Here is a 21,074-nt window from a genome sequence, read left to right on the forward strand (position 1 = left end):
GATGGCCGCTTAGTGCACGTTCAGTTAATTGCGGGTTCTCAGGGTTCTCTCAGGCTGGAAGATCACTTTCGGGTCACAGAAATGGGGCCGCCCGGGAAAGAATCCCGGACGGCCCCGTTTCGAACGAAGGACTCAGCCCTTGCGCTTCTGGACCTCTTCGGTCAGCTGCGGCGCGACGTTGAACAGGTCGCCCACCACACCGAAGTCGGCGATCTCGAAGATCGGCGCCTCGGCGTCCTTGTTGACCGCGATGATGGTCTTCGAGGTCTGCATCCCCGCCCGGTGCTGGATCGCACCGGAGATGCCCAGCGCGATGTACAGCTGCGGCGAGACCGTCTTACCGGTCTGGCCGACCTGGAACTGCGCCGGGTAGTAGCCCGAGTCGACAGCGGCACGCGAAGCGCCGACAGCCGCGCCGAGCGAGTCGGCCAGCGACTCGACGACGTCGAACTTGTCGGCCGAGCCGACACCGCGGCCACCGGAGACGACGACCGAGGCCTCGGTCAGCTCCGGCCGGTCGCCGCCGACGATCGGCTCGACACCGGTGATCTTGGCGGACTTCGCCGGGTCGCCCGCGGGGACCTCGACGGTCTCCTCGGCGGCGGCACCGTCGGCCGGGGTCGCCTCGACCGCGCCGGGGCGGATCGAGATGACCGGGGCACCCTTGGTGGCCTTGGACTTCACGGAGAACGCGCCACCGAAGATGGACTGGTCCACGCTGCCGTCGCCGTTCACGCCGACGGCGTCGTACAGCAGACCGGAGCCGAGGCGGACCGCGACACGAGCGGACACCTCCTTGCCTTCGGCGCTGGCCGCGACGAGTACGGCGGCCGGGGATGTCCGCTCCGCGAGCGCGGTGAGGACGTCCACCTTCGGGGTGACCAGGAAGCCGGTGGCGTTGTCACCCTCGGCGACGTACACCTTGGCGGCACCGTGCGCGGCGAGGGCTTCCTTCGCCTTGGCGGCGGTGCCGGTCGGGCCGACGACGACCGCGGACGGCTCACCCAGCTCACGAGCGGCGGTCAGCAGCTCGAGCGTGACCTTCTTGACTTCACCGTCGACGTGGTCGACGAGGACGAGTACTTCAGCCATTTCCCTATTCCTCCTCGAAACCTGTCTCAGATGAGCTTCTGCGCGACCAGGTAGGCGGCCACCTTGCTGCCGCCGTCACCCTCGTCCTCGACGCGCTCACCGGCGGTGCGCGGCGGCTTCGGGGAGGCTTCGAGCACGGCCGACCAGGCGTTGCCGAGGCCGACCTCGCCCGCGTCCAGGCCGAGGTCCGCGACGGTCAGCGTCTCGACCGGCTTCTTCTTCGCGGCCATGATCCCCTTGAAGGAGGGGTAGCGCGGCTCGTTGATCTTCTCGCCGACGCTCACGATCGCGGGCAGGCTCGCCTCGAGGTGCGTGACACCGTCCTCGGTGTAGCGGTCGGCCTTGATCGAGGTGCCGTCGACGGTCAGCTCGTTCACGTGGGTGAGCTGCGGCAGGCCGAGCAGCTCGGCGATGATCGCGGGCACGGCGCCACCGCGGCCGTCGGAGGCCTCGTTGCCGGTGATGACCAGGTCGTAGCCTTCGACCTTGCCGATCGCGGCGGCCAGCACCTTGGCGGTGGCGATCGCGTCGGAACCGTGGAGAGCCTCGTCCGAGACGTGGATGGCCTTGTCGGCACCCATGGACAGCGCCTTGCGGATCGCGTCGGTCGCACGGTCGGGGCCCACCGAGACGACGGTGACCTCGCCTTCGCCGGCTTCCTTGATCTTCAGGGCTTCTTCGACGGCCTTCTCGTTGATCTCGTCGAGCACGGCGTCGGCGGATTCGCGGTCAAGAGTGTTGTCGGCACCGGAGAGCTTCCGCTCCGAGTAGGTGTCCGGTACCTGCTTGACCAGGACAACGATGTTCGTCATGGGTCTACTTCGACCTCCCGTTGGTGGCCGGCGACGGCCACGGGGCAACAGCTCTACTGGCCGGTAGATTAGGGCCATTTCCGCGCCGCGGCCCGCCGAGGTGACCTCATTCACCTGGATGCACGTTTTACTGGGACCATCGTCCAGGTTTTTCACCCGGAAGTGAGTGTAACCGCGAGACTAACCCGAACGGACGTACTCGGGAGTACTCCCGGTAGAGCGACGGGTTAATCTGCCGCACCATGCGTTCCTTTCCCGGCCCTGTCGCCGTGATCACGGACTCGACCGCCTGCCTTCCCACCTCGGTCGCCGAACGCTGGGGAATCCGGGTCGTTCAGGTCCAATTGCAGGTCGGAGCCCAGTTCGAAGAAGAGAACCGCTGCGACCGCGAGGAGATCATCCGCGAACTGCGCGCCGGTACGCCGGTGCGGACGGCGCCTCCCGAGGTCGCCGCGTTCTTTTGGGCGTTCCAGGACGCCGCGAGCAAAGGCGCCTCGGCGATCGTCAGCGTCCACATCTCGGGGCGGATGTCGGAGACGGTGAACGCCGCCCGCGAGGCCGCCGAGCAGGTGAGCGTCCCGGTCCACGTCCTCGACAGCGGGACCACCGGGATGAGCCTCGGTTTCGCGGCGACCTCGGCCGCCAAGGTCGCCGCCGCGGGCGGGCAGGCCACGCGGGTCATCGACGCGGCCGAACGCCGGTTCCGCGGCAGCCGGGAGATCCTCTACGTCGACACGCTGGAGTTCCTGCGCCGCGGTGGCCGGATCGGCGCGGCGCAGGCGTTCCTCGGCTCCGCGTTCTCGATCAAACCCCTGCTGACATTGAAGAACGGTGAGGTCGCGCCGCTGACGCGGGTGCCGGGCCAGCGGCGGGCGCTCAACAAACTCGTCGACCTCGCGGTGGAATGCGCGGGCGATCAGGAGGTCGAACTCGCGATCACCCGGTTCGGCCCGGACGAACGCGACCTCGAGATCGGCGGACGGCTGCGCGCGCGGGTGCCGCATATCGTCGACAGCACTCTGGTCGACGCCAGCATGATCCTCGGCGCCCACCTCGGCCCCGGCGCCATCGGCATCACGGTGTCGCCGGTGTGACCCGTTTGCCCGGAATCAGCGCCACCACCAGCGGAAGCACCGCGCCCAGCGCGGTCGTCACGAGGATGCCCACCTGGTCCACCGGCTCGAAATGCGAGACGTGGCCCAGGTGGTAAAGGAAATGCGGCAGTCCGAAACAGAAGGTGGCGAGCGCCGCGAGCCTGGCCACCGCGGTCGTCCCGATCACGGCGGCGCCGAACAGGATGGCGGCGAGGGCCAGGTTGAGTCCGCCGAAGTCGCGGAGCAGGTGCTCGTTGAAGGGGCCGTCCATCGCCACCCAGCCGGTGCGGAATCCGGGGAAGTCCTGGTAGAAGCCGCTGGGGCTGAACAGCGACCAGAGTCCGACCGGCAGTTCGATCAGGCCGAAGACGACGAGCAGTACGCGCGTGATTGTCCTTTGCATACCCCCTGGACTTGGTAGCGCCGCGAAACGTGACAAGCCGCGCGGCGCGCGAGCTTCGAACACCTGGTCTGCGATTATGTTGGTCATGACCAAGGATCTCGCCGACCTGCTGGGCAGCCAGGAGACGGTCAACCTGGAGTTCAAGCAGTCCGGCAAGGATCGAGACGTGCTTCGGAAGGCGATCTGTGCGCTGGCCAACGACCTCGCGCGGAAGGGCGTCGGGCACTTGCTCATCGGTGTCGACAAGCACGGCGAACCTGTCGACGGTGTCGACACGAGCGATGAGGAACTCCTCCGCTACACGGACCTTCGTGAGGACGGCCAGATCCTCGATCGCCCATCGATGACGGTTGAAGCCGCCGAGTATCGCGGCAAGCCGATCGTGCATATCGAGGTGCGGGCATCCTCGACGCCTCCGGTCAGGTACAAGGGGATCACCTGGGTCCGTCCGGGGCCTACCACGAGGAAAGCGACGCGAGACGACGAACGGGTCCTCAGCGAGCGCCGTCGTGCGACGGATCTTCCCTACGACAGCCGACCGGTCGGCATCGCCAAGCTCGACGACCTCGATCTCTCCCTTTTTCGGTCCGACTACCTTCCCTCGATCGTCGCGCCGGAAGTGATCGACGAAAACGGCAGGACGCCGGAACAGCAGCTGGCGTCGTTGCGGCTCGCGGACATGCAAGGCACGCCGACAGTGCTGGGACTGCTGGTGCTGGGATTGGATCCCAGCGGCTTCATACCCGGCGCATACTTGCAATTCGTGCGCTATCGAGGGACCGATCTGGACGCGGCCATCGCCGACGATCAAGAGATGCGGTCCAATCTGATCGGCAGCGCCACGCGACTCGGGGCGGTGCTCCGCGGCCACTTGCACACACGGTTGTCGGAAGGGCCGGGGTTCCGCGAAGAGCAAAAGCCGGACTATCCCTTCGATGCGCTGCGAGAGGTATGCATGAACGCGGTCATGCACCGCAACTACGAGAGCTCCAATGCTCCGGTTCGGGTGGCCTGGTTCGACGATCGCATCGAGGTGACCAACCCCGGCGGGCCCTACGGACAAGTTCGGGCGGACAACTTCGACCGGGTCAACGACTACCGGAACCCGTCCTTGGCGGCGGCCATGAAATCGCTCGGCTATGTGAACCGATTCGGCCGCGGCATCGGCCGCATTCGTGCCTCCCTCGCGCGGAACGGGAATCCGGCGCCTGAGTTCGCGGTGGACTCGTCATCCTGGTCGGTAACCCTGCGGAGGGCTTCATGACTTCGGTGGCGATGTTCAACAACAAAGGCGGTGTCGGGAAGACCACGCTGACCTATCACCTGGCTCACATGCTTCAGCGGCTCGGTTTCAGGGTGCTGGCCGTGGATCTCGACCCCCAGTCGAACCTGACGGCCGAATTCCTCGAAGAGGACGATCTGGCGATGCTTTGGGACGAACCGCAAACCCCGGCCTGGCCGGAGGCCGACATCACCATGCCCAAGCTGTTCGGTCCGGTGGACGCCGATTCCGGCACGATCGCGACCGCCCTCGCCCCCATCCGCGAGGGGGTGGGCGACATCGCACCACAACGCCCCATTCGGATCAGGGACAATCTTTGGTTGTTGCCTGGGGATTTGGAGCTGAGCGGGTTCGAAGACAAGCTCTCGGAAAGCTGGTTCAGGTGCTTCGAAGGTGATAAAGCGGCTCTGCGTGTCACGACGGCGTTCTACCGGCTGATAGAAAGAGCACAGGCGGATGTGCAGGCCGAGATCGTCCTCATAGACGTCGGCCCCAATCTAGGGGCTATCAACCGTGCGGCACTGCTCTCCGCGGACACGGTGCTCACGCCGCTCTCGGCCGATCTTTTCTCCCTACGAGGACTGCACAACCTCGGCCCCACGCTGCGCGGTTGGCGCCGAAGCTGGCAGCGGAACATCAGGCCGCAGTTACCGTCGGATATTTCCGCGCCCAGTGGTGACATGACGCCGTTGGGTTACGTGATCATGCAGCCGGTAATGCGATTGGACCGCCCGGTCAAGGCATATCGAAGGTGGCTCGACCGCATCCCGGACGTGTACGACTCGGCGGTTCTCGGCAAGGACTCGGCGACCGACGAGAACTACGAGATAGCGACCCTGAGGAACTATCAAAGTCTGATGCCCTTGGCGCACGATGCCCGGAAGCCGATGTTCGACCTGCGTTCGGCGGACGGCGCGCTCGGCAGTACGCAAACTCTCGTCCAGAGATGCCGTCAGGAGTTCGAGCAACTGGCGCGCACCCTCGTCGACAGGCTGGACGGCGTCTCGGGGACGAGCCTGAGAGTGGACGGACCTTGAAGTGACCCTCCCCCCTTTACTCGTTCGGGTCGTTCGTGCCGAAGTGACTCACCGGTAGGGTCGCGGCGTGACCACCCCAGCCACCAGGGCCGAAGCGCTGCACCTCACGGGTGAACGCACCGTGCCCGGCATCGCCGCGGAGAATTACTGGTACCGCCGTCACGAGGCCGCGTATCACCAGCTCCTGCCGCTGTGCGCGGGCAAGAGCGTCCTGGAGGCCGGCTGCGGCGAGGGCTACGGCGCCGGGCTCATCGCCACCGTCGCCGAGCGGGTGCTCGCGCTCGACTACGACATCGCCACTACCGAGCACGTCGCCCGGCGCTACTCCGGCATCGGAGTGGCCAGGGCCAATCTGGTGTTCCTGCCGCTGCGGGACGCCTCGGTCGACGTCGTCGCCAACTTCCAGGTGATCGAGCACCTCTGGGATCAGGGTGCGTTCCTCGCCGAATGCCGCCGCGTGCTCTCCCCCGGCGGACGGCTGATCGTCACCACGCCCAACCGGCTGACCTTCACCCCGGACAGCGACACCCCGCTCAACCCATTCCACACCAGGGAACTCGCACCGTCCGAATTGGACGAACTGCTCCGTGAGGCCGGTTTCGAGGTCGAGACGCTGCACGGTCTCCACCACGGCGAAGGCGTGCGGAAACTCGACGACAAGTACGGCGGCTCGATCATCGACGCCCAGCTCGACGTCGTCATGGGCCAGCTGCCCGGGCAAGCGACCTGGCCACCCGAACTGCTCGCCGACGTCGAAGGCATCCAGGCGGCGGATTTCGCCATCCACGGCGAAGACCTCGACGCCAGCCTCGACCTCGTCGCCGTGGCGGTGCGCGCATGAGCGAGTACGAGGGCACGTTCTGCCTCGTCGTGCACAGCCATCTGCCGTGGCTGCCGCACCACGGGTCCTGGCCGGTCGGCGAAGAATGGCTCTATCAGGCCTGGGCCCACTCCTATCTGCCGATGGTCGATCTCCTGCGCCGCTTCGCCGACGAGGGCCGCGAAGACGTCCTCACCCTCGGCATGACGCCGATCCTCGCCGCGCAGCTCGACGACCCCTACTGCATCGACGCCTTCCACGACTGGCTCGGGCATTGGCAGCTGCGCGCCTGGCACGCGTCCACGCTCTGGCGTGGCGACCCACTGCTGCGCGAGCTGGCAGCGAGCGAGTACCGGACCGCTACCAAAGCCGCGGAAGAACTCGAAACCCGCTGGCGCCATGGTTTCTCCCCGATTCTCCGGTCCTTAGTGGACTCGGGAACGATCGAACTGCTCGGCGGACCGCTGGCGCATCCGTTCCAGCCGCTGCTCGATCCGACGGTCCGCGACTTCATGCTGCGTGGCGGCCTGGCCGACACCGCACTGCGGATCGGACAGCGTCCCGAAGGCATTTGGGCACCTGAATGCGGTTACGCGCCCGGTATGGAAACCGGGTACGCCGCGGCCGGTGTGCAGCGCTTCATGGTCGACGGGCCGTCCCTGCACGGTGACACCTCGGCGGCGCGGACCGTCGGTGACTCCGACGTCGTCTGCTTCGGCCGCGATCTCGAAGTCACCTATCGTGTTTGGTCGCCGAAAGCCGGCTACCCCGGCCACGCCGCCTACCGCGACTTCCACACCTGGGCGCACGAGGTCGGCCTCAAACCGTCCCGGGTGACCGGCAAGACCGTCGAACCGCCGGACAAGGCCCCGTACGACCCGGTGATGGCGGCGGGCACGCTCGGCGGCCACGTGCGGGACTTCGTCGACACCGTCGTCGCCCGGTTGCGCGCACTGAAGGCCGAACATGGCCGCGAGTCGCTCGTCGTCGCCGCCTACGACACGGAATTGTTCGGGCACTGGTGGCACGAGGGACCAGCTTGGCTCGAAGGCGTCCTGCGCGCGCTGCCCGAGGCCGGTGTCCGCGTCACGACACTCAAGGGCGCGCTCGAAGCCGGCCATCTCGGCGGGAAGGTCGACCTGCCGGCGTCGTCGTGGGGTTCGGGCAAGGACTGGCGGGTCTGGGACGGCGAGCAGGTCGCGGACATGGTGCGGGACAACACCGCACTGCAGCACCGGATGCTCGACCTGGTCACGGGGATGGACACCACGACCCGCGACGCCGTCCGCGATCAGGCCGTCGCCGAGGCGATGCTGGCGCTTTCGAGCGACTGGGCGTTCATGGTCACCAAGGATTCCGCCGCCGACTACGCGCGACGGCGGGCGAAGGTGCACACCGATCGGTTCGACACGCTCGCCCGACTGGTCCACGAGGGCTCACCCGAGCGAGCCAGGCAGGCCGCGGCGGCGTACCGGCGTGACGACGGGCCATTCGGCCACATCGACGCGCGCGACCTGCTGAGGAAATGACGAAAGGGGAACCATGGGCATCCACGACATTCCACTGAAGACACTCGCGGGCGAGGACACCACGCTCGGCGCGCTCGGCGGCAAGACCCTCCTGGTGGTGAACGTCGCGTCGAAGTGTGGCCTGACGCCGCAGTACACCGGTCTCGAAAAGCTGCAGGAACGCTACGCGGACAAGGGTTTCTCCGTCGTCGGCTTCCCGTGCAACCAGTTCGCCGGTCAGGAGCCGGGTACCGCCGAGGAGATCCAGACCTTCTGCTCGACGACATACGGGGTTTCGTTCCCGCTGTTCGAAAAGCTGGACGTGAACGGCGAAGATCGTCACCCGCTCTACGCCGTACTGACCAAGGCGGCCGACGCGGAAGGCGCCGCGGGCGACGTGCAGTGGAACTTCGAGAAATTCCTCGTCGCCCCCTCCGGTGAAGTGGTGGGCCGATTCCGCCCGCGCACCGAACCCGAAGGCGGCGAGATCACCAAGGCGATCGAGGCGACAGTCGGCGACTGAGCGTCAGCTCCCCGCCTCGATGCTGGCGCTCAAGAGGACCTCGCGCGCCACCTGTGACCTTGAGCACAGGGGGGCGGTGCAGATGATCCCTTCCGGGGTGTTCCGCTGCTCAGCCGGCGTTCGCGGACTGTGGGGGTGATCGCCCCGTCCCGGTACCGACCGACTCACGAGTAACCTCCACCCATGCGCGTGCTGATGTTGTCGTGGGAGTACCCACCCGTGGTCGTCGGCGGACTCGCACGGCACGTCCACGCCCTGGCCCGGCACCTCTCCCGACAAGGCCACGACGTGGTCGTCCTGTGCCGTCACACGGCGGGCACCGACGCCGAGACCCATCCGCGGACCGATCGCGTCGTCGAGGGCGTCCGGATCATCCGGGTGGCCGAAGATCCGCTGCACGTCACCTTCGAACGCGACCTCGTCGCGTGGACGCTGGCCATGGGGCACGCGATGATCCGGGCCGCGAACGACCTGCTGCGCGGCTGGCAGCCGGACGTCGTGCACGCGCACGACTGGCTGGTCACCCACCCCGCGATCGCGATCGCCGAGGCCGCGCGGGTCCCGCTGGTCGGCACGATCCACGCCACCGAGGCCGGACGGCACTCCGGCTGGCTCTCGCATCCGCTGAACCAGCAGGTTCACTCGGTCGAATGGTGGCTCGCGAACCGCTCGGACGCGCTGATCACCTGTTCGCAGGCCATGCGCCGTGAGGTGGCACATCTGTTCGAGGTCGACGGCGACGCCGTCACCGTGATCCACAACGGCATCGAGGAACGCAGCTGGCAGGTGCCCGCGGAAGAGGTCGCGCACGCACGTGAGGTCTACAGCCCGTCCGGGGCGCCTCTGCTGCTCTACTTCGGACGGCTGGAATGGGAGAAGGGCGTGCAGGATCTGCTCGCCGCCCTCCCCCGGATCCGTCGCGCCAAGCCGGGTACGCGGCTGGTCGTCGCCGGCAAGGGCAGGCATCTGGATGAACTCGTCGACCAGGCGCGGAAGCTGCGCGTCCGCCGCGCGGTGGACTTCGTCGGGCACCTGTCCGACCGCGAACTGCGTGCCGTACTGGCCGCTGCCGACGCCGTCGTGCTGCCCAGCCGGTACGAACCGTTCGGGATCGTCGCGCTGGAAGCCGCCGCCGCGAAGGCACCGCTCGTGGCGTCCACCGCGGGCGGGCTCGGCGAGGTCGTCGTCGACGGCGAGACCGGGCTGGCGTTCAGCCCCGGCGACGTCGACGCCCTCGGGGACGCGGTCGAGGCGGTGTTGGACGACGAGGTCGCCGCGGCGCGGCGGGCGCTGACCGCGCAGTCGCGGCTGGCCGCCGACTTCGACTGGGGCCGGATCGCGGAGGCGACCGCCGCCGTCTACCGGCGGGCTCGCGTCGGGGAACCGGTGGAGCTGGGCCGCCCGAAGATCGCGACGGGCAACGCCTTCGAGCCGTGAGGGTGACGAGGGGGCCGGGCGTCGGGGGACCCGGCTCCCCCGCCACGAGCGTCGCGGGTCGCGAGGGGCACGACCCCCGTGTCTGCTCTAGGTGGCGAAGATCAGAAGTGGCAGGGCCGGACACAGTCCGGTCGCACCGAGACCCCGGCCGAAGCGGACACCGTGGGGGCGGCGAGAGCGACGGCGAGGACGGCGAAGGTCGCGGCCAAGACGGTTCTCAACTGCTTCTTCATGGTGGCTCCTCGGGGATTCGGGCGGAAACCCACCCGGGGCAGAGCATCCGCGCGCCGTGCCAGGGAAACAACGGGGGTATCACTACGTACCCCTACCTATTCGCGGTCCGTGACCGGTTCGTCCCGATTCCGGTGCCGGGGCTGCTCTCGTCCCGCACGTCATAAGGGGTCCCCATGGGACGAAAAGTGTCCTATGGGGACCCCTCATGACACGCGCGCGCCCGACAGGCGCCACCGGAGGAGCGCGCGCGTGAAGCGGGTCCGGCGGCGGGGAGCCTCCACCGCCGGACCCGATGGGCCACACCGTCCCAAACCGGTGTGGAACCCGGCCGCCCCGCGTCAGGTAGGGGCGGCCGGAGCCTTTCGTCAGTGCGTGGTCAGGTACCGCGCGTACGCACCGGTGGTGAGGAAGCTCGGCAGCTTCTCGCCCAGCGCGGTCTCGGTGAAGATCTCGTAGGCGTCGCCGAGACGGTTGCCCTCGCCCAGTTCGGCGCGAATCGACGCCAGCTCTTCGTCCAAATAGGACACAGCGAGTTCGTGGGTGAGCGCGGTGCCGTCTTCGAGCTTCGTGCCGTTGCGGATCCACTGCCAGATCTGGCAGCGGGCGATCTCGGCGGTGGCGGCGTCCTCCATCAGGTTGTGGATCGCCGCCGCGCCGGTGCCGCGCAGCCAGGCGTCGATGTAGCGCAGCGCGACGTTGATGTTGGCGCGGACACCGGCTTCGGTGACCTCACCGCCAGCGCTGGCGACGTCGAGCAGGTCCTCGGCGGTGACGTCGACGTCCTCACGGAGCTTGCCGAGCTGGTTGGGCCAGCCGCCGAGCACGCCGTCGAACACCTCGCGGCAGACCGGGACCAGACCGGGGTGGGCGACCCAGGAACCGTCGAAGCCGTCGTTCGCCTCGCGTTCCTTGTCCTGGCGGACCTTCTCCAGCGCGGTCGCGTTGATCTCCGGGTCCTTGCTGGGGATGAACGCGGCCATGCCGCCGATCGCGTGCGCCCCGCGTTTGTGGCAGGTGCGCACCAGCAGTTCGGTGTAGGCCCGCATGAACGGGACGGTCATCGTCACCTGCGCGCGGTCGGGGAGCACGAAGTCCGCGCCGTGCGAGGAGAAGTTCTTGATGACGCTGAAGATGTAGTCCCAGCGGCCGGCATTGAGCCCGGAGACGTGCTCGCGCAGTTCGTAGAGGATCTCCTCCATCTCGAACGCGGCGGTGATCGTCTCGATCAGCACGGTGGCCCGGACGGTGCCGCGCGGGATACCGAGTTCCCGCTGCGCCAGCAGGAAGACGTCGTTCCACAGCCGCGCTTCGAGGTGGTTTTCGAGCTTCGGCAGGTAGAAGTACGGGCCGCTGCCGCGGGCCAGCAGCTGGCGCGCGTTGTGGAAGAAGTACAGGCCGAAGTCGACCAGGCTCGCCGAAACCGGCCGGCCGTCGATGCGGATGTGCTTCTCCACCAGGTGCCAGCCGCGGGGGCGGGCGACGATCGTCGCGGGCTCGTCGCCGATCGCGTAGCGCTTGCCCGCCTCGGTGGTGAAGTCGATGTCGCGGCGGATCGCGTCGAACAGGTTGAGCTGGCCGTCGATCACGTTGTGCCAGGTCGGCGAGGTCGCGTCCTCGAAGTCGGCGAGCCAGACCTTCGCGCCGGAGTTGAGCGCGTTGACCGTCATCTTGCGGTCGGTCGGGCCGGTGATCTCGACGCGGCGGTCTTCGAGACCGGGCGCGGCCGGGGCGACCGACCAGCTGTCGTCCTCGCGGATCGAGCGCGTCTCGGGCAGGAAGCCCAGCGGCTTCTCACCGGACTGCAGCTCCTCGCGGCGGGTGCGGCGGGCGTCGAGCAGCTCGCGGCGGCGGCCGGCGAACGCGTTGTCGAGTTTGGCCACGAAGTCCAGTGCGGCCGGGGTGAGGATCTCGTCGAACCGGTCACCGGTGGGTCCGCAGACGTCGATCCGGTAGTTCAGCTTCTCAACCATGGTGTGCCTCCGCTGGGCTTCGCGAGAGTTGGGGAGGAAGGAAGGGCGGTGGCGGTCTCCCTTGGGGGGTTCGAGAGACCGCCACCTGGCACCTACTTGCGGGGGATCAGAACTGCTCGGCCTCGGTGGAGCCGGCGAGCGCGGTCGTCGAGCTGGCCGGGTTCAGCGCGGTCGCGACGTTGTCGAACCAGCCGGTGCCGACCTCGCGCTGGTGCTTCGTGGCGGTGTAACCGCGGTCCTCCGAAGCGAACTCGCGCTCCTGCAGGTCGACGTAGGCGGTCATGCCCTCGCGGGCGTAACCGTGCGCCAGGTCGAACATCGAGTAGTTCAGCGCGTGGAAGCCGGCCAGGGTGATGAACTGGAACTTGTAGCCCATGTGGCCGAGCTCGCGCTGGAACTTCGCGATCGTCGCGTCATCCAGGTGCTTCTTCCAGTTGAACGACGGCGAGCAGTTGTAGGCCAGCATCTGGTCCGGGTACTTCGCCTTGATGGCCTCGGCGAACTGGCGGGCGACCTCGAGGTCCGGCTTGGAGGTCTCCATCCACAGCAGGTCGGCGTACTGCGCGTAGGCGAGGCCGCGGTCGATGCAGGGGTCGATGCCGTTGGTGACGGTGTAGAAACCCTCCGCGGTGCGCTCACCGGTGGTGTACTTCTGGTCGCGCTCGTCGACGTCGCTGGTCAGCAGGGTCGCGGCCTGGGCGTCGGTGCGGGCGACGATCAGCGAGGGCACGTTCAGCACGTCCGCGGCGAGGCGGGCGGCGTTCAGCGTGCGCTCGTGCTGCTTGGTCGGGATGAGCACCTTGCCGCCGAGGTGGCCGCACTTCTTCTCGGACGCGAGCTGGTCCTCCCAGTGCACACCCGCGGCACCGGCGGCGATCATGCCCTTCATCAGCTCGAACGCGTTGAGCGGGCCACCGAAGCCCGCCTCGGCGTCGGCGACGATCGGGGCGTACCAGTCGATGTCGGTGTTGCCCTCGGCCCAGTTGATCTGGTCGGCGCGGCCCAGCGCGTTGTTGATGCGGCGGACGACGGCGGGCACCGAGTTGGCCGGGTAGAGGCTCTGGTCCGGGTAGGTCTGGCCGGACAGGTTGGCGTCGGCGGCGACCTGCCAGCCGGACAGGTAGATGGCCTTGAGGCCGGCGCGGACCTGCTGCACGGCCTGGTTACCGGTCAGGGCGCCCAGCGCGTGGATGTAGTCCTCGTTGTGCAGGAGGTCCCACAGCTTCTCGGCGCCGCGACGGGCCAGCGTGTGCTCTTCGACCACGCTGCCGCGCAGCTTGACCACGTCAGCCGCGGAGTACGACCGCTGCACGCCCGCCCAGCGGGGGTCGGTCTCCCACTGCTTGGTCAGTTCGGCGGCCGCCTGCTCCAGCTGCTGCGCGTGCTCAGTCATCGGATTCTCCCGGTGTTGCGAAGTTTGCGAGTGATCGCCTTGCCTGACCAGACCAGACCCTGACACGACAGGGGAAATCGGATCCAGGCCTCCAATTTGCCAATTTCTGCGAATCTTCCGTAGCATTCTGCAAAGGTTGCGAATTACAGGTTCGCAAGCTGGACGAAAAACCACGGGCTTAACCGTTCACTGAATCGTTCAGGCCCGGAAACCTTGCGGACAGAGAGGCCTGCGTGGACAAAACCTTCGCCGGAGCGAAGCTTCGGCATCTGCGCGAAAGCCGGTCGATGAGCCAGGCGGATCTGGCACGTGTGCTGGAGATCTCACCCAGTTACCTCAACCAGATCGAGCACAACTCACGTCCGTTGACCGTCCCTGTGCTCCTTCGCATCACCCAAGCGTTCGGAGTGGACACCGAGTTCTTCGCCAACAACGACACCGCGCGGCTGGTCGCGGACGTGAAGGAAGCGCTGATCGACGAGGTCCTCGGCGTCGACGTCACCACCAGTGAACTGAACGACCTCGCCACGAACCTGCCGACGATCGCCCAGGCCCTGGTCAAACTGCACCGCAGCTATCGCAACGCCATCGAGAACACCGCCGCGCTGACCACCGAAAACGGCCTTGGCATGCACGGCAGCGCCGCCACCGCGCTGCCGCACGAAGAGGTCCGTGACTTCTTCTACGAACGGGAGAACTACGTCGCCGAACTGGACGAACGCGCCGAACGGATGGCGCACGACATCCCGCTGCAACGCGGTCAGGTGCTCGCGGCGCTGAAGGAAACGCTGACCCAGCGCTACGGCGTCGACGTCACGAACGAGGGCATCGACGAGTCCAACGGCGAGCAGCACCGGTACGAGCCGGGACCGCGGGTGCTGCGGCTGGCACCGAGCCTGCGCGTCGGGCAGCAGGCGTTCCGGATGGCCTCGCAGATCGCGCTGCTCGAGTACGACGACCTGATCACCGAACTCGCCGACTCGTGGGCGTTTTCCGGTCCGGCGGCGCGTTCGCTGGCGAGAGTAGGGCTGGCGAACTACTTCGCGGGCGCGCTGATCCTCCCGTATGGACCGTTCCTGTCGACGGCGGAGCGTTTCCGCTACGACATCGAGCGGCTGTGCGATCACTTCGGCGTCGGCTTCGAGACCGTCTGCCACCGGCTTTCGACCTTGCAACGGCCGAAGAACCGCGGCGTGCCGTTCTCGTTCGTGCGCGTCGACCGGGCGGGGAACATGTCGAAACGCCAGTCCGCGGCCGGTTTCCACTTCTCCCGCGTGGGCGGCGCCTGTCCACTGTGGAACATCTACGAGGCGTTCACCCAACCCGGCAAGATCCTCACCCAGATCGCGACCCTGCCGGACGGCAAGAGCTACTTCTGGATCGCGCGGACGGTATCCCGCAACATCGGCGGATACGGCAGTCCGGGGAAGACGTTCACCGTCGGGCTCGGCTGCGAATTACGGCACGCGAAACGGCTCATCTATTCGACCGGTCTCGACCTCGACGACCGGGCCGCGGCCACCCCGATCGGCATGGGTTGCAAAGTCTGCGAACGCCCGGCCTGCACCCAGCGCGCGTTCCCCACGATCGGCAAGCAGCTGACGGTGGACGAGAACACCAGCACGTTCGTCCCGTACCCGGCGGTGCCCAAAGCGCCTTGAGCCGTCTCGATCTCCCTGGCAGGGTTGCCGACGACGGCCGCCGCCTGTGACAACGGCCACCGCACTGGGGAGAACCGAATGATCTTGGTGACCGGAGCCGGCGGGAACGTCGGCTCGGAACTGACCGGAATACTGTCCCGCGGCGGACATCCCGTCCGGGCGTTGGTCCGCATGCCGCGGCCGCTGCCCGACGGCGTCGAAGGCGTGCCGGGCGATCTCAACGATCCGGCGAGCCTGAAACCCGCGCTGGAAGGTGTGCGCGCGGTTTTCCTTCTCGGCGGCTACGACGACATGCCGGGCGCGCTCGCGGCGATGCGGGACGCGGGCGTCGAGCAGGTCACGCTGCTCTCGTCGCGGTCGGTCGTCGGCGGGCACGAGGACAACGCCGTCGCCGGGATGCACCTGGCGGCCGAGGCGTCGGTGCGCGCGTCGGAGCTGGCCTGGACGTTCCTGCGGGCGAGCGGGTTCATGTCGAACACGCTGCGGTGGATCCCGCAGCTGAAGGAGGGCGACGTCGTCCGCGAGCCGTTCGCGAACGTGCCGGTGGCGACGATCGATCCCTACGACATCGCGGCCGTCGCAGCGGAGTCCCTGACCACACCGGGGCACGAAGGGCGGGCCTACGCGATCACCGGACCGGAGGCGCTCCGGCCCGCCGACCGGCTGCGGATCCTGGGCGAACTGCTGGGGCGAGACCTGCGGCTGTCGCCGCTTTCGGACGCCGAGGCCCGCGTGACGATGAGCGCCGAGATGCCGGAGAAGTACGTCGACGCGTTCTTCCGCTTCTTCGCCGACGGCGAGTTCGACGACTCCGAAGTGACCTCCGCCGTGCGGGACCTCACCGGACGCGACGCGCGGCCGTTCGCCGACTGGGCGCGAGCCCACCTGGCCGCCTTCCGCTGACTCCGCGTTTCGTCCTCTGAATGCGGTAGTTGCACACGCAAGTATCGCATTTAGAGGACGAAACGCGGAAGGGACGAAGGCGTCACACCAGGAAGTGGAACAGCGGGCTGCCCGGCTCCACGCGCTCCACCTGCAGCGGGCTCGTCTCCAGCCGGTGCAGCAGCCCTTCCAGGTCACCGGGCCGCGCGAGTTCGATGCCGATCAGCGCGGGCCCGGTCTCGCGGCTGTTGCGTTTCACGTACTCGAACCGCGTGATGTCGTCGTCCGGGCCGAGGACCTCGTCGAGGAACCGCCGCAGCGCACCGGGCTCCTGCGGGAAACCCACCAGGAAGTAGTGCTTCAGTCCTTCGTGGATCAGCGACCGTTCCAGCACTTCGCCGTAGCGGCTGACGTCATTGTTCCCGCCGGAGACGACGCACACCACGATCTGCCCGGGATCGATCTTCACCGTCGTGCCCAGCGCCGCGGTCGCGAGGGCGCCCGCGGGTTCGGCGATCACGCCGTCGGACTGGTACATCGCGAGCATTTCCGTGCAGATCGCGCCCTCGGCGACGTCGGCGAGTTCGACGCCGCCGTCGCGGACCAGCGGATACGTCACCGACCCCGCCAGCGCGACCGCGGCACCGTCGACGAACGTGTCGACGGCTTCGAGCCGCACCGGCTCACCGGCGGCCAGCGCGGCCGCCATACAGGTCGCGCCCGCCGGTTCGACGCCGACGATCCGCATCTCCGGCGCGCGTTCCGCCGCCCATGCGGCGATACCCGCGAGCAGCCCGCCCCCGCCGACCGGCACCACCATCACGTCCGGGATGAAGCCGAGTTGCGCGACGACCTCCATCGCGACCGTGCCCTGTCCGGCGACCGTCTCCGGCGCGTCGAACGCGGGGACCAGCGTCGCGCCGGTGCTTTCGGCGTCCTGCTTCGCGGCGGTGAAGGCGTCTTCGTAGGTCTCGCCGACGACGATGACCTCGATATGCGAACCGCCCAAGGTCGCGATCCGCTCGCGCTTCTGCCGGGGAGTCGTGCCGGGGACGTAGACACGGCCGTCGGCGCCGAGACGGCGGCACGCGTACGCGACGCCCTGCGCGTGGTTGCCCGCGCTCGCGCAGACGACGCCGCGTTCCCGCTTGTCCGCGTCGAGCTGGACGATGAAGTTGTACGCGCCGCGGATCTTGTACGAACGCACGGTCTGGAGATCTTCGCGTTTGAGCCAGACCCGGGCGTCGACCCGCGCCGAGAGCCGCTCGTTCGGTTCGAGCGGCGTGCGGGTCACCACCCCGGCCAGTCGTTTCGCGGCCTCTTCGACCGTTCGGGCGCTCACCGTTTCGATCCCTCGCACGAATGCTGAATGTACTGACCACCCCGGGCCACGCCGGAGAGTGGTCCTAGTCCAGTGCACGGGTTGTCGGTGGTCTGTGGTCCACTGGACGTCATGGTGAGCAAGGTCGACGGAGTCCGGAGTCTCGATGCGTTGCGCGAGCTGGTCCACAGTGGCGCGGAGCCCGAGTACCAGCTCTTCTACGGCCACACCCCGCTCAAGAGCGGCCGGGTCAACGCAGCCTGCCTGAGCCAGTGGTGGGTGGCGCCGTTCGTCGCGGGCGGCGAGCGGTACCCGACGGCCGAGCACTACATGATGGCGGGCAAGGCCGAACTGTTCGGCGATTACGACGCCGCGCGGGCCATCCGGGAGGCGCCGGACCCCAAGACCGCCAAAATCCTCGGCCGCGAGGTCGCGAACTTCGACGCAGAGAAATGGGAACGGCACCGCTTCGACGTCGTCGTCGACGGGAACCTGGAGAAGTTCCGCCAGCACGCCGAACTGCGCGAGTTCCTGCTGAGCACGGGCGACAAGGTGATCGTCGAGGCGTCCAAGATGGACCTGGTCTGGGGCAGCGGCGTCGCCCGTGACGACAAGAACGCCACGCGCCCCGATTACTGGCGCGGGCAGAACCTGCTGGGCTTCGCGCTCATGGAGGTCCGGGAGCAGCTGCGCGGCTAGCCCTCGATCAGGAATCGACGCCGAGGGTCTTCTGAAGCGCCTTGTTCGCCTTACGCGCCATGTCCGCGACGGCTTCGCGACGCGCGGCGTCGGCGGCGTAGTCGTCTTGCCGGTTCCGCACCACACGGGCCGGTGAGCCGACGGCGATCGAGTAGTCCGGGATGTCGCCTCGCACCACGGCGTGTGCGCCGAGGACGCAACCGCGGCCGACCCGGGTGCCCTTGAGCACGGAGACCTTGGTGCCGATCCAGGTGTCCGGACCGATCCGCACCGGTGACTTCACGATGCCCTGGTCCTTGATCGGGACGGTGATGTCGGTGGTGACATGGTCGAAGTCGCAGATGTACACCCAGTCCGCGACGAGGGTGGCCGCGCCGAGCTCGATGTCGAGGTAGCCGTTGAGCACGTTCTGGCGCCCGAACACGGCTTTGTCGCCGATGCGCAGTGAACCCTCGTGGCAGCGGATCGCGTTGCCGTCGCCGATGTGCACCCAGCGGCCGATCTCCAGGCGCCCGTACCCGGGGCGGCAGTGGATCTCGACGTCCTTGCCAAGGAACACCATGCCGCGCAGGATGATGTGCGGATTCGCGATCCGGAACTTGAGCAGCCGCCAGTACCGGACCAGGTACCAAGGTGTGTAAGCGCGGTTTCGCAGCACCCAGCGCAGCGAATCGGCGGTCAGGAACTTCGCCTGCCGCGGGTCGCGCCTGGCCTGGCCCCAAGCGCGCAGTCTCGACAACGCGGGCGCACCCCACATGGACGTCATACCGGTGACCGTAACCTGTGATCAGGCCGCCGACCGCAAAGGGGAGCACGCGTATGGGCACCAAGCTGATCATCGACACCGACCCGGGGGTCGACGACGCTTTCGCGCTGGCGCTCGCCGCGCGGTCCGACGACGTCGACCTGCTGGGCGTGACCACGGTGTTCGGCAACGTCCCGCTGAGCCACACCACCGCCAACGCGCGGCGTCTGCTGCGGCTGTTCGACCGGGACGACGTGCCCGTCGCCGCCGGTGCTGCGCGGCCTCTGGTCTACGACAACGCCAAAGCCGCCGGTTTCGTCCACGGCCAGGACGGCCTGTCCGGCCACGCCGGCCTGCTGCCGGAGGCGACACGTCCGCTCGACGAACGCGGCGCCGTCCGCCTGCTGGCGGATCTGCTCGAAGCCGCCGACGAACCGGTGACCATCGCCCCGGTCGGCCCGCTCACGAACATCGCGCTGCTGCTGGCCGCCCATCCGGAACTGCGCGAGAAGATCGGCCGCCTCGTCATCATGGGCGGCGGCGTGACCAAGGGGAACTCCACCACGGCCGCCGAGTTCAACATCTGGAGCGACCCCGAGGCCGCGCGCCGGGTACTGGCCGACGAGGACGTCCCGACGGTGCTGGTCCCGCTGGACATCACGCACCAGTGCACGGTCGACACCACCTGGCTCGGCAAACTCGCCGCGTCCGGCCCGCTCGGCGCGGCGCTCGAAGCGCTCACCCCCACCTACGTCGAGCACTACAGCCCGATCCTCGGTTTCCCGGGGATGGTCATGCACGACGCGGTCGCCGTCGCCGAAGCGATCCGGCCGGGCATCCTCGACACCGAGTCGTATCCGGTGGACGTCGAATGCGGCTTCGGCCCTGCCCGCGGAGCGACCCTGGTCGACCGGCGAAGGCTCCGAAGCACCGATCCGCAGGCCGTGCCCGGGCGCGTCATCGACGTCGCGCTGACCACCGACGTCGAGGCCTTCCGCGACTTCGTTCTCGGCCGTATCATCGGCGGTCGCTGATGGAACAGGAAATCTCACGCCGCCGCAGACTTCCGGTGATCGCCGCCGCGGTCGTCGTCGCGGGCGCCGCACTGGTCGCCGCCATCACCTTCGCGCCGAAGGACGAGACCAAGCCGGAAGCCGCCGCCGTCCAGTCCTCGGTCCCGCCCGCGCCGCCGTCGTCTTCCGCTCCCGCGGAGATGCCGAAGGAGCAGCCGAAGGTTCCGCAGCAGCTGGGGCAGGAGTTCGACGCCTGGGTGTCGAAGACCAGCGGCTGGCTCGACATCCCGCTGCGCGCGATGACCGGCTACGCCAAGACCACCGTGACGCTGAGCAAGGAGACGCCGGGCTGCCGGCTGTCCTGGGTGACGCTGGCGGCGCTCGGGAAGATCGCGTCGGACCACGGCCGGGCCACCGGCTCGAGTATCGACGCCGACGGTGTGACGACCGTGCCGATCGGGATGATCGAGGTCCGTGACTTCTACAACAAGGTCGTGTCCGTCCAGAACGCGAGCGGCCCGCTGCAGCTGGCGCCCTCGGTCTGGAACCGGTTCAAAGCCTCGGCGAGCGGCGGCGAACCGAACCCGCAGAACATCGACGACGCCACCCTCACCGCCGGGCGCGCCCTGTGCGCGGACGGGCGCGACCTCGGCCAGGGCCAGACCTGGTGGAACGCGGTGAGCACGTTGCAGCCCGCGCCGCTGCTGATGCACCGCACCCTCGCGACCGTGAACGTCTATGGCACGGTCGGCCAAAGTCCGCAGCCGCCGAACGCCGCGGCGCTCAGCGCGGTCAACTTCGCCATCGACAAGATCGGCCTTCCCTACGTCTGGGGCGGCAACGGCACCGGCGGCGGCGACCCCGGTTTCGACTGCTCCGGCCTGACGACGGCCGCGTACGCGAGCGCCGGCGTCAAGCTCATGCGCACCGCCCACACGCAGTACCACAGCGTGACCAAGGTGACCGATCCCCAGCTGGGCGACCTGATCTTCTACGGCGAGCCGAACACGAAGATCCACCACGTCGGGCTGTACATCGGGAACCAGCAGATGATCGACGCCCCGCAGACCGGGCAGGCGGTGCAGGTGCACACCTACCGGAAGCAGGGCGACGACTACGCCGGGGCGGGGCGCCCGGCCACCTGAGCC

Annotated in this window: 20 protein-coding genes; 12 read left to right on the top strand and 8 right to left on the bottom strand. The window is 68.2% G+C overall.

Annotated features, from left to right (window positions below; genetic code table 11):
• Window positions 1–132: 132 nt before the first annotated feature.
• Together ACZ54P_RS09950 and ACZ54P_RS09955 are read right to left on the bottom strand one after the other, a co-directional pair.
• On the bottom strand, window positions 133–1,092 hold the full coding sequence (locus ACZ54P_RS09950) for an electron transfer flavoprotein subunit alpha/FixB family protein (RefSeq protein WP_465461143.1): 960 nt from the start codon (window positions 1,090–1,092) through the stop codon (window positions 133–135).
• Between the two features lie 26 nt (window positions 1,093–1,118).
• A complete protein-coding gene (locus ACZ54P_RS09955; RefSeq protein WP_465461144.1) occupies window positions 1,119–1,904 on the bottom strand; it encodes an electron transfer flavoprotein subunit beta/FixA family protein in 786 nt (261 codons plus the stop codon).
• 242 nt (window positions 1,905–2,146) lie between these two features.
• On the opposite strand from ACZ54P_RS09955, the gene ACZ54P_RS09960 reads away from it, so the two are divergent.
• Window positions 2,147–2,998, top strand: coding sequence for a DegV family protein (locus tag ACZ54P_RS09960; protein WP_465461145.1), 852 nt, complete (start codon window positions 2,147–2,149; stop codon window positions 2,996–2,998).
• On the opposite strand, the gene ACZ54P_RS09965 is transcribed toward ACZ54P_RS09960, so the two are convergent.
• A complete protein-coding gene (locus ACZ54P_RS09965; protein WP_465461146.1) occupies window positions 2,979–3,401 on the bottom strand; it encodes a hypothetical protein in 423 nt (140 codons plus the stop codon). The two genes, ACZ54P_RS09960 and ACZ54P_RS09965, sit on opposite strands and share 20 nt — an antisense overlap.
• On the opposite strand from ACZ54P_RS09965, the gene ACZ54P_RS09970 reads away from it, so the two are divergent.
• From ACZ54P_RS09970 to ACZ54P_RS09995, 6 genes are all read left to right on the top strand, one after another.
• Complete coding sequence (locus ACZ54P_RS09970; RefSeq protein ID WP_465461147.1) at window positions 3,385–4,665, top strand: ATP-binding protein; 1,281 nt, start codon at window positions 3,385–3,387, stop codon at window positions 4,663–4,665. The two genes, ACZ54P_RS09965 and ACZ54P_RS09970, sit on opposite strands and share 17 nt — an antisense overlap.
• Window positions 4,662–5,720 (top strand): ParA family protein, encoded by a 1,059-nt coding sequence (locus ACZ54P_RS09975; RefSeq protein WP_465461148.1) that lies wholly within the window; start codon window positions 4,662–4,664, stop codon window positions 5,718–5,720. The genes ACZ54P_RS09970 and ACZ54P_RS09975 overlap by 4 nt, the downstream gene beginning before the upstream one ends.
• Before the next feature lie 67 nt (window positions 5,721–5,787).
• Entirely contained in the window at window positions 5,788–6,561 is a 774-nt protein-coding gene (locus ACZ54P_RS09980; protein WP_465461149.1) for a class I SAM-dependent methyltransferase, read from the top strand.
• Window positions 6,558–8,069 (top strand): 1,4-alpha-glucan branching protein domain-containing protein, encoded by a 1,512-nt coding sequence (locus ACZ54P_RS09985; RefSeq protein ID WP_465461150.1) that lies wholly within the window; start codon window positions 6,558–6,560, stop codon window positions 8,067–8,069. Before ACZ54P_RS09980 ends, ACZ54P_RS09985 begins: the two co-directional genes overlap by 4 nt.
• A 13-nt stretch (window positions 8,070–8,082) precedes the next feature.
• Entirely contained in the window at window positions 8,083–8,571 is a 489-nt protein-coding gene (locus ACZ54P_RS09990; RefSeq protein ID WP_465461151.1) for a glutathione peroxidase, read from the top strand.
• Between the two features lie 183 nt (window positions 8,572–8,754).
• Window positions 8,755–10,008 (top strand): glycosyltransferase family 4 protein, encoded by a 1,254-nt coding sequence (locus ACZ54P_RS09995; protein ID WP_465461152.1) that lies wholly within the window; start codon window positions 8,755–8,757, stop codon window positions 10,006–10,008.
• Between the two features lie 101 nt (window positions 10,009–10,109).
• Here the strand turns inward: ACZ54P_RS09995 and ACZ54P_RS10000 are convergent, their stop codons facing one another.
• The 3 genes from ACZ54P_RS10000 to aceA form a co-directional block, all read right to left on the bottom strand.
• Window positions 10,110–10,241: a hypothetical protein gene (locus ACZ54P_RS10000; protein WP_465461153.1), complete on the bottom strand. Its 132-nt coding sequence runs from the start codon at window positions 10,239–10,241 to the stop codon at window positions 10,110–10,112.
• Window positions 10,242–10,607: 366 nt separating this feature from the next.
• Window positions 10,608–12,212, bottom strand: a complete 1,605-nt coding sequence (aceB, locus tag ACZ54P_RS10005) for a malate synthase A (protein WP_465461154.1) — start codon at window positions 12,210–12,212, stop codon at window positions 10,608–10,610.
• Between the two features lie 106 nt (window positions 12,213–12,318).
• Window positions 12,319–13,605 (bottom strand): isocitrate lyase, encoded by a 1,287-nt coding sequence (aceA, locus tag ACZ54P_RS10010; RefSeq protein ID WP_465461155.1) that lies wholly within the window; start codon window positions 13,603–13,605, stop codon window positions 12,319–12,321.
• Between the two features lie 233 nt (window positions 13,606–13,838).
• Between aceA and ACZ54P_RS10015 the strand changes: the two genes are divergently transcribed.
• Window positions 13,839–15,266, top strand: a complete 1,428-nt coding sequence (locus tag ACZ54P_RS10015) for a short-chain fatty acyl-CoA regulator family protein (protein WP_465461156.1) — start codon at window positions 13,839–13,841, stop codon at window positions 15,264–15,266.
• A 78-nt stretch (window positions 15,267–15,344) separates the two neighbouring features.
• A complete protein-coding gene (locus tag ACZ54P_RS10020) occupies window positions 15,345–16,169 on the top strand; it encodes an NAD(P)H-binding protein (protein ID WP_465461157.1) in 825 nt (274 codons plus the stop codon).
• An 82-nt stretch (window positions 16,170–16,251) separates the two neighbouring features.
• On the opposite strand, the gene ilvA is transcribed toward ACZ54P_RS10020, so the two are convergent.
• Window positions 16,252–17,508 (bottom strand): threonine ammonia-lyase IlvA, encoded by a 1,257-nt coding sequence (ilvA, locus tag ACZ54P_RS10025; RefSeq protein ID WP_465461158.1) that lies wholly within the window; start codon window positions 17,506–17,508, stop codon window positions 16,252–16,254.
• A 93-nt stretch (window positions 17,509–17,601) separates the two neighbouring features.
• Here ilvA and ACZ54P_RS10030 point away from each other — a divergent pair, with 93 nt between their 5' ends.
• Window positions 17,602–18,168 (top strand): NADAR family protein, encoded by a 567-nt coding sequence (locus ACZ54P_RS10030; RefSeq protein ID WP_177242282.1) that lies wholly within the window; start codon window positions 17,602–17,604, stop codon window positions 18,166–18,168.
• Between the two features lie 7 nt (window positions 18,169–18,175).
• Here ACZ54P_RS10030 and ACZ54P_RS10035 read toward each other — a convergent pair whose 3' ends face one another.
• On the bottom strand, window positions 18,176–18,934 hold the full coding sequence (locus ACZ54P_RS10035) for an acyltransferase (RefSeq protein ID WP_044852646.1): 759 nt from the start codon (window positions 18,932–18,934) through the stop codon (window positions 18,176–18,178).
• Window positions 18,935–18,987: 53 nt separating this feature from the next.
• On the opposite strand from ACZ54P_RS10035, the gene ACZ54P_RS10040 reads away from it, so the two are divergent.
• Together ACZ54P_RS10040 and ACZ54P_RS10045 are read left to right on the top strand one after the other, a co-directional pair.
• Window positions 18,988–19,947: a nucleoside hydrolase gene (locus ACZ54P_RS10040; protein ID WP_465461159.1), complete on the top strand. Its 960-nt coding sequence runs from the start codon at window positions 18,988–18,990 to the stop codon at window positions 19,945–19,947.
• Window positions 19,947–21,071: a C40 family peptidase gene (locus ACZ54P_RS10045; RefSeq protein WP_465461160.1), complete on the top strand. Its 1,125-nt coding sequence runs from the start codon at window positions 19,947–19,949 to the stop codon at window positions 21,069–21,071. Before ACZ54P_RS10040 ends, ACZ54P_RS10045 begins: the two co-directional genes overlap by 1 nt.
• The last annotated feature ends 3 nt before the right edge of the window (window positions 21,072–21,074 follow it).

The organism is Amycolatopsis sp. NPDC034160 (assembly GCF_055575355.1).

Bases quoted from the DNA above. Each gene is read 5' to 3' on its own strand.
- ACZ54P_RS09995 (WP_465461152.1), top strand. From the start codon at position 8,755: ATGCGCGTGCTGATGTTGTCGTGGGAGTACCCACCCGTGGTCGTCGGC.
- ACZ54P_RS10030 (WP_177242282.1), top strand. From the start codon at position 17,602: ATGGTGAGCAAGGTCGACGGAGTCCGGAGTCTCGATGCGTTGCGCGAG.
- ACZ54P_RS09985 (WP_465461150.1), top strand. From the start codon at position 6,558: ATGAGCGAGTACGAGGGCACGTTCTGCCTCGTCGTGCACAGCCATCTG.
- ACZ54P_RS09955 (WP_465461144.1), bottom strand. From the start codon at position 1,904: ATGACGAACATCGTTGTCCTGGTCAAGCAGGTACCGGACACCTACTCG.
- ACZ54P_RS10000 (WP_465461153.1), bottom strand. From the start codon at position 10,241: ATGAAGAAGCAGTTGAGAACCGTCTTGGCCGCGACCTTCGCCGTCCTC.
- ACZ54P_RS10035 (WP_044852646.1), bottom strand. From the start codon at position 18,934: ATGACGTCCATGTGGGGTGCGCCCGCGTTGTCGAGACTGCGCGCTTGG.
- ACZ54P_RS10040 (WP_465461159.1), top strand. From the start codon at position 18,988: ATGGGCACCAAGCTGATCATCGACACCGACCCGGGGGTCGACGACGCT.
- aceB (WP_465461154.1), bottom strand. From the start codon at position 12,212: ATGGTTGAGAAGCTGAACTACCGGATCGACGTCTGCGGACCCACCGGT.
- aceA (WP_465461155.1), bottom strand. From the start codon at position 13,605: ATGACTGAGCACGCGCAGCAGCTGGAGCAGGCGGCCGCCGAACTGACC.
- ACZ54P_RS09975 (WP_465461148.1), top strand. From the start codon at position 4,662: ATGACTTCGGTGGCGATGTTCAACAACAAAGGCGGTGTCGGGAAGACC.
- ACZ54P_RS09960 (WP_465461145.1), top strand. From the start codon at position 2,147: ATGCGTTCCTTTCCCGGCCCTGTCGCCGTGATCACGGACTCGACCGCC.
- ACZ54P_RS09965 (WP_465461146.1), bottom strand. From the start codon at position 3,401: ATGCAAAGGACAATCACGCGCGTACTGCTCGTCGTCTTCGGCCTGATC.
- ACZ54P_RS10020 (WP_465461157.1), top strand. From the start codon at position 15,345: ATGATCTTGGTGACCGGAGCCGGCGGGAACGTCGGCTCGGAACTGACC.
- ACZ54P_RS09990 (WP_465461151.1), top strand. From the start codon at position 8,083: ATGGGCATCCACGACATTCCACTGAAGACACTCGCGGGCGAGGACACC.
- ACZ54P_RS09950 (WP_465461143.1), bottom strand. From the start codon at position 1,092: ATGGCTGAAGTACTCGTCCTCGTCGACCACGTCGACGGTGAAGTCAAG.
- ACZ54P_RS10045 (WP_465461160.1), top strand. From the start codon at position 19,947: ATGGAACAGGAAATCTCACGCCGCCGCAGACTTCCGGTGATCGCCGCC.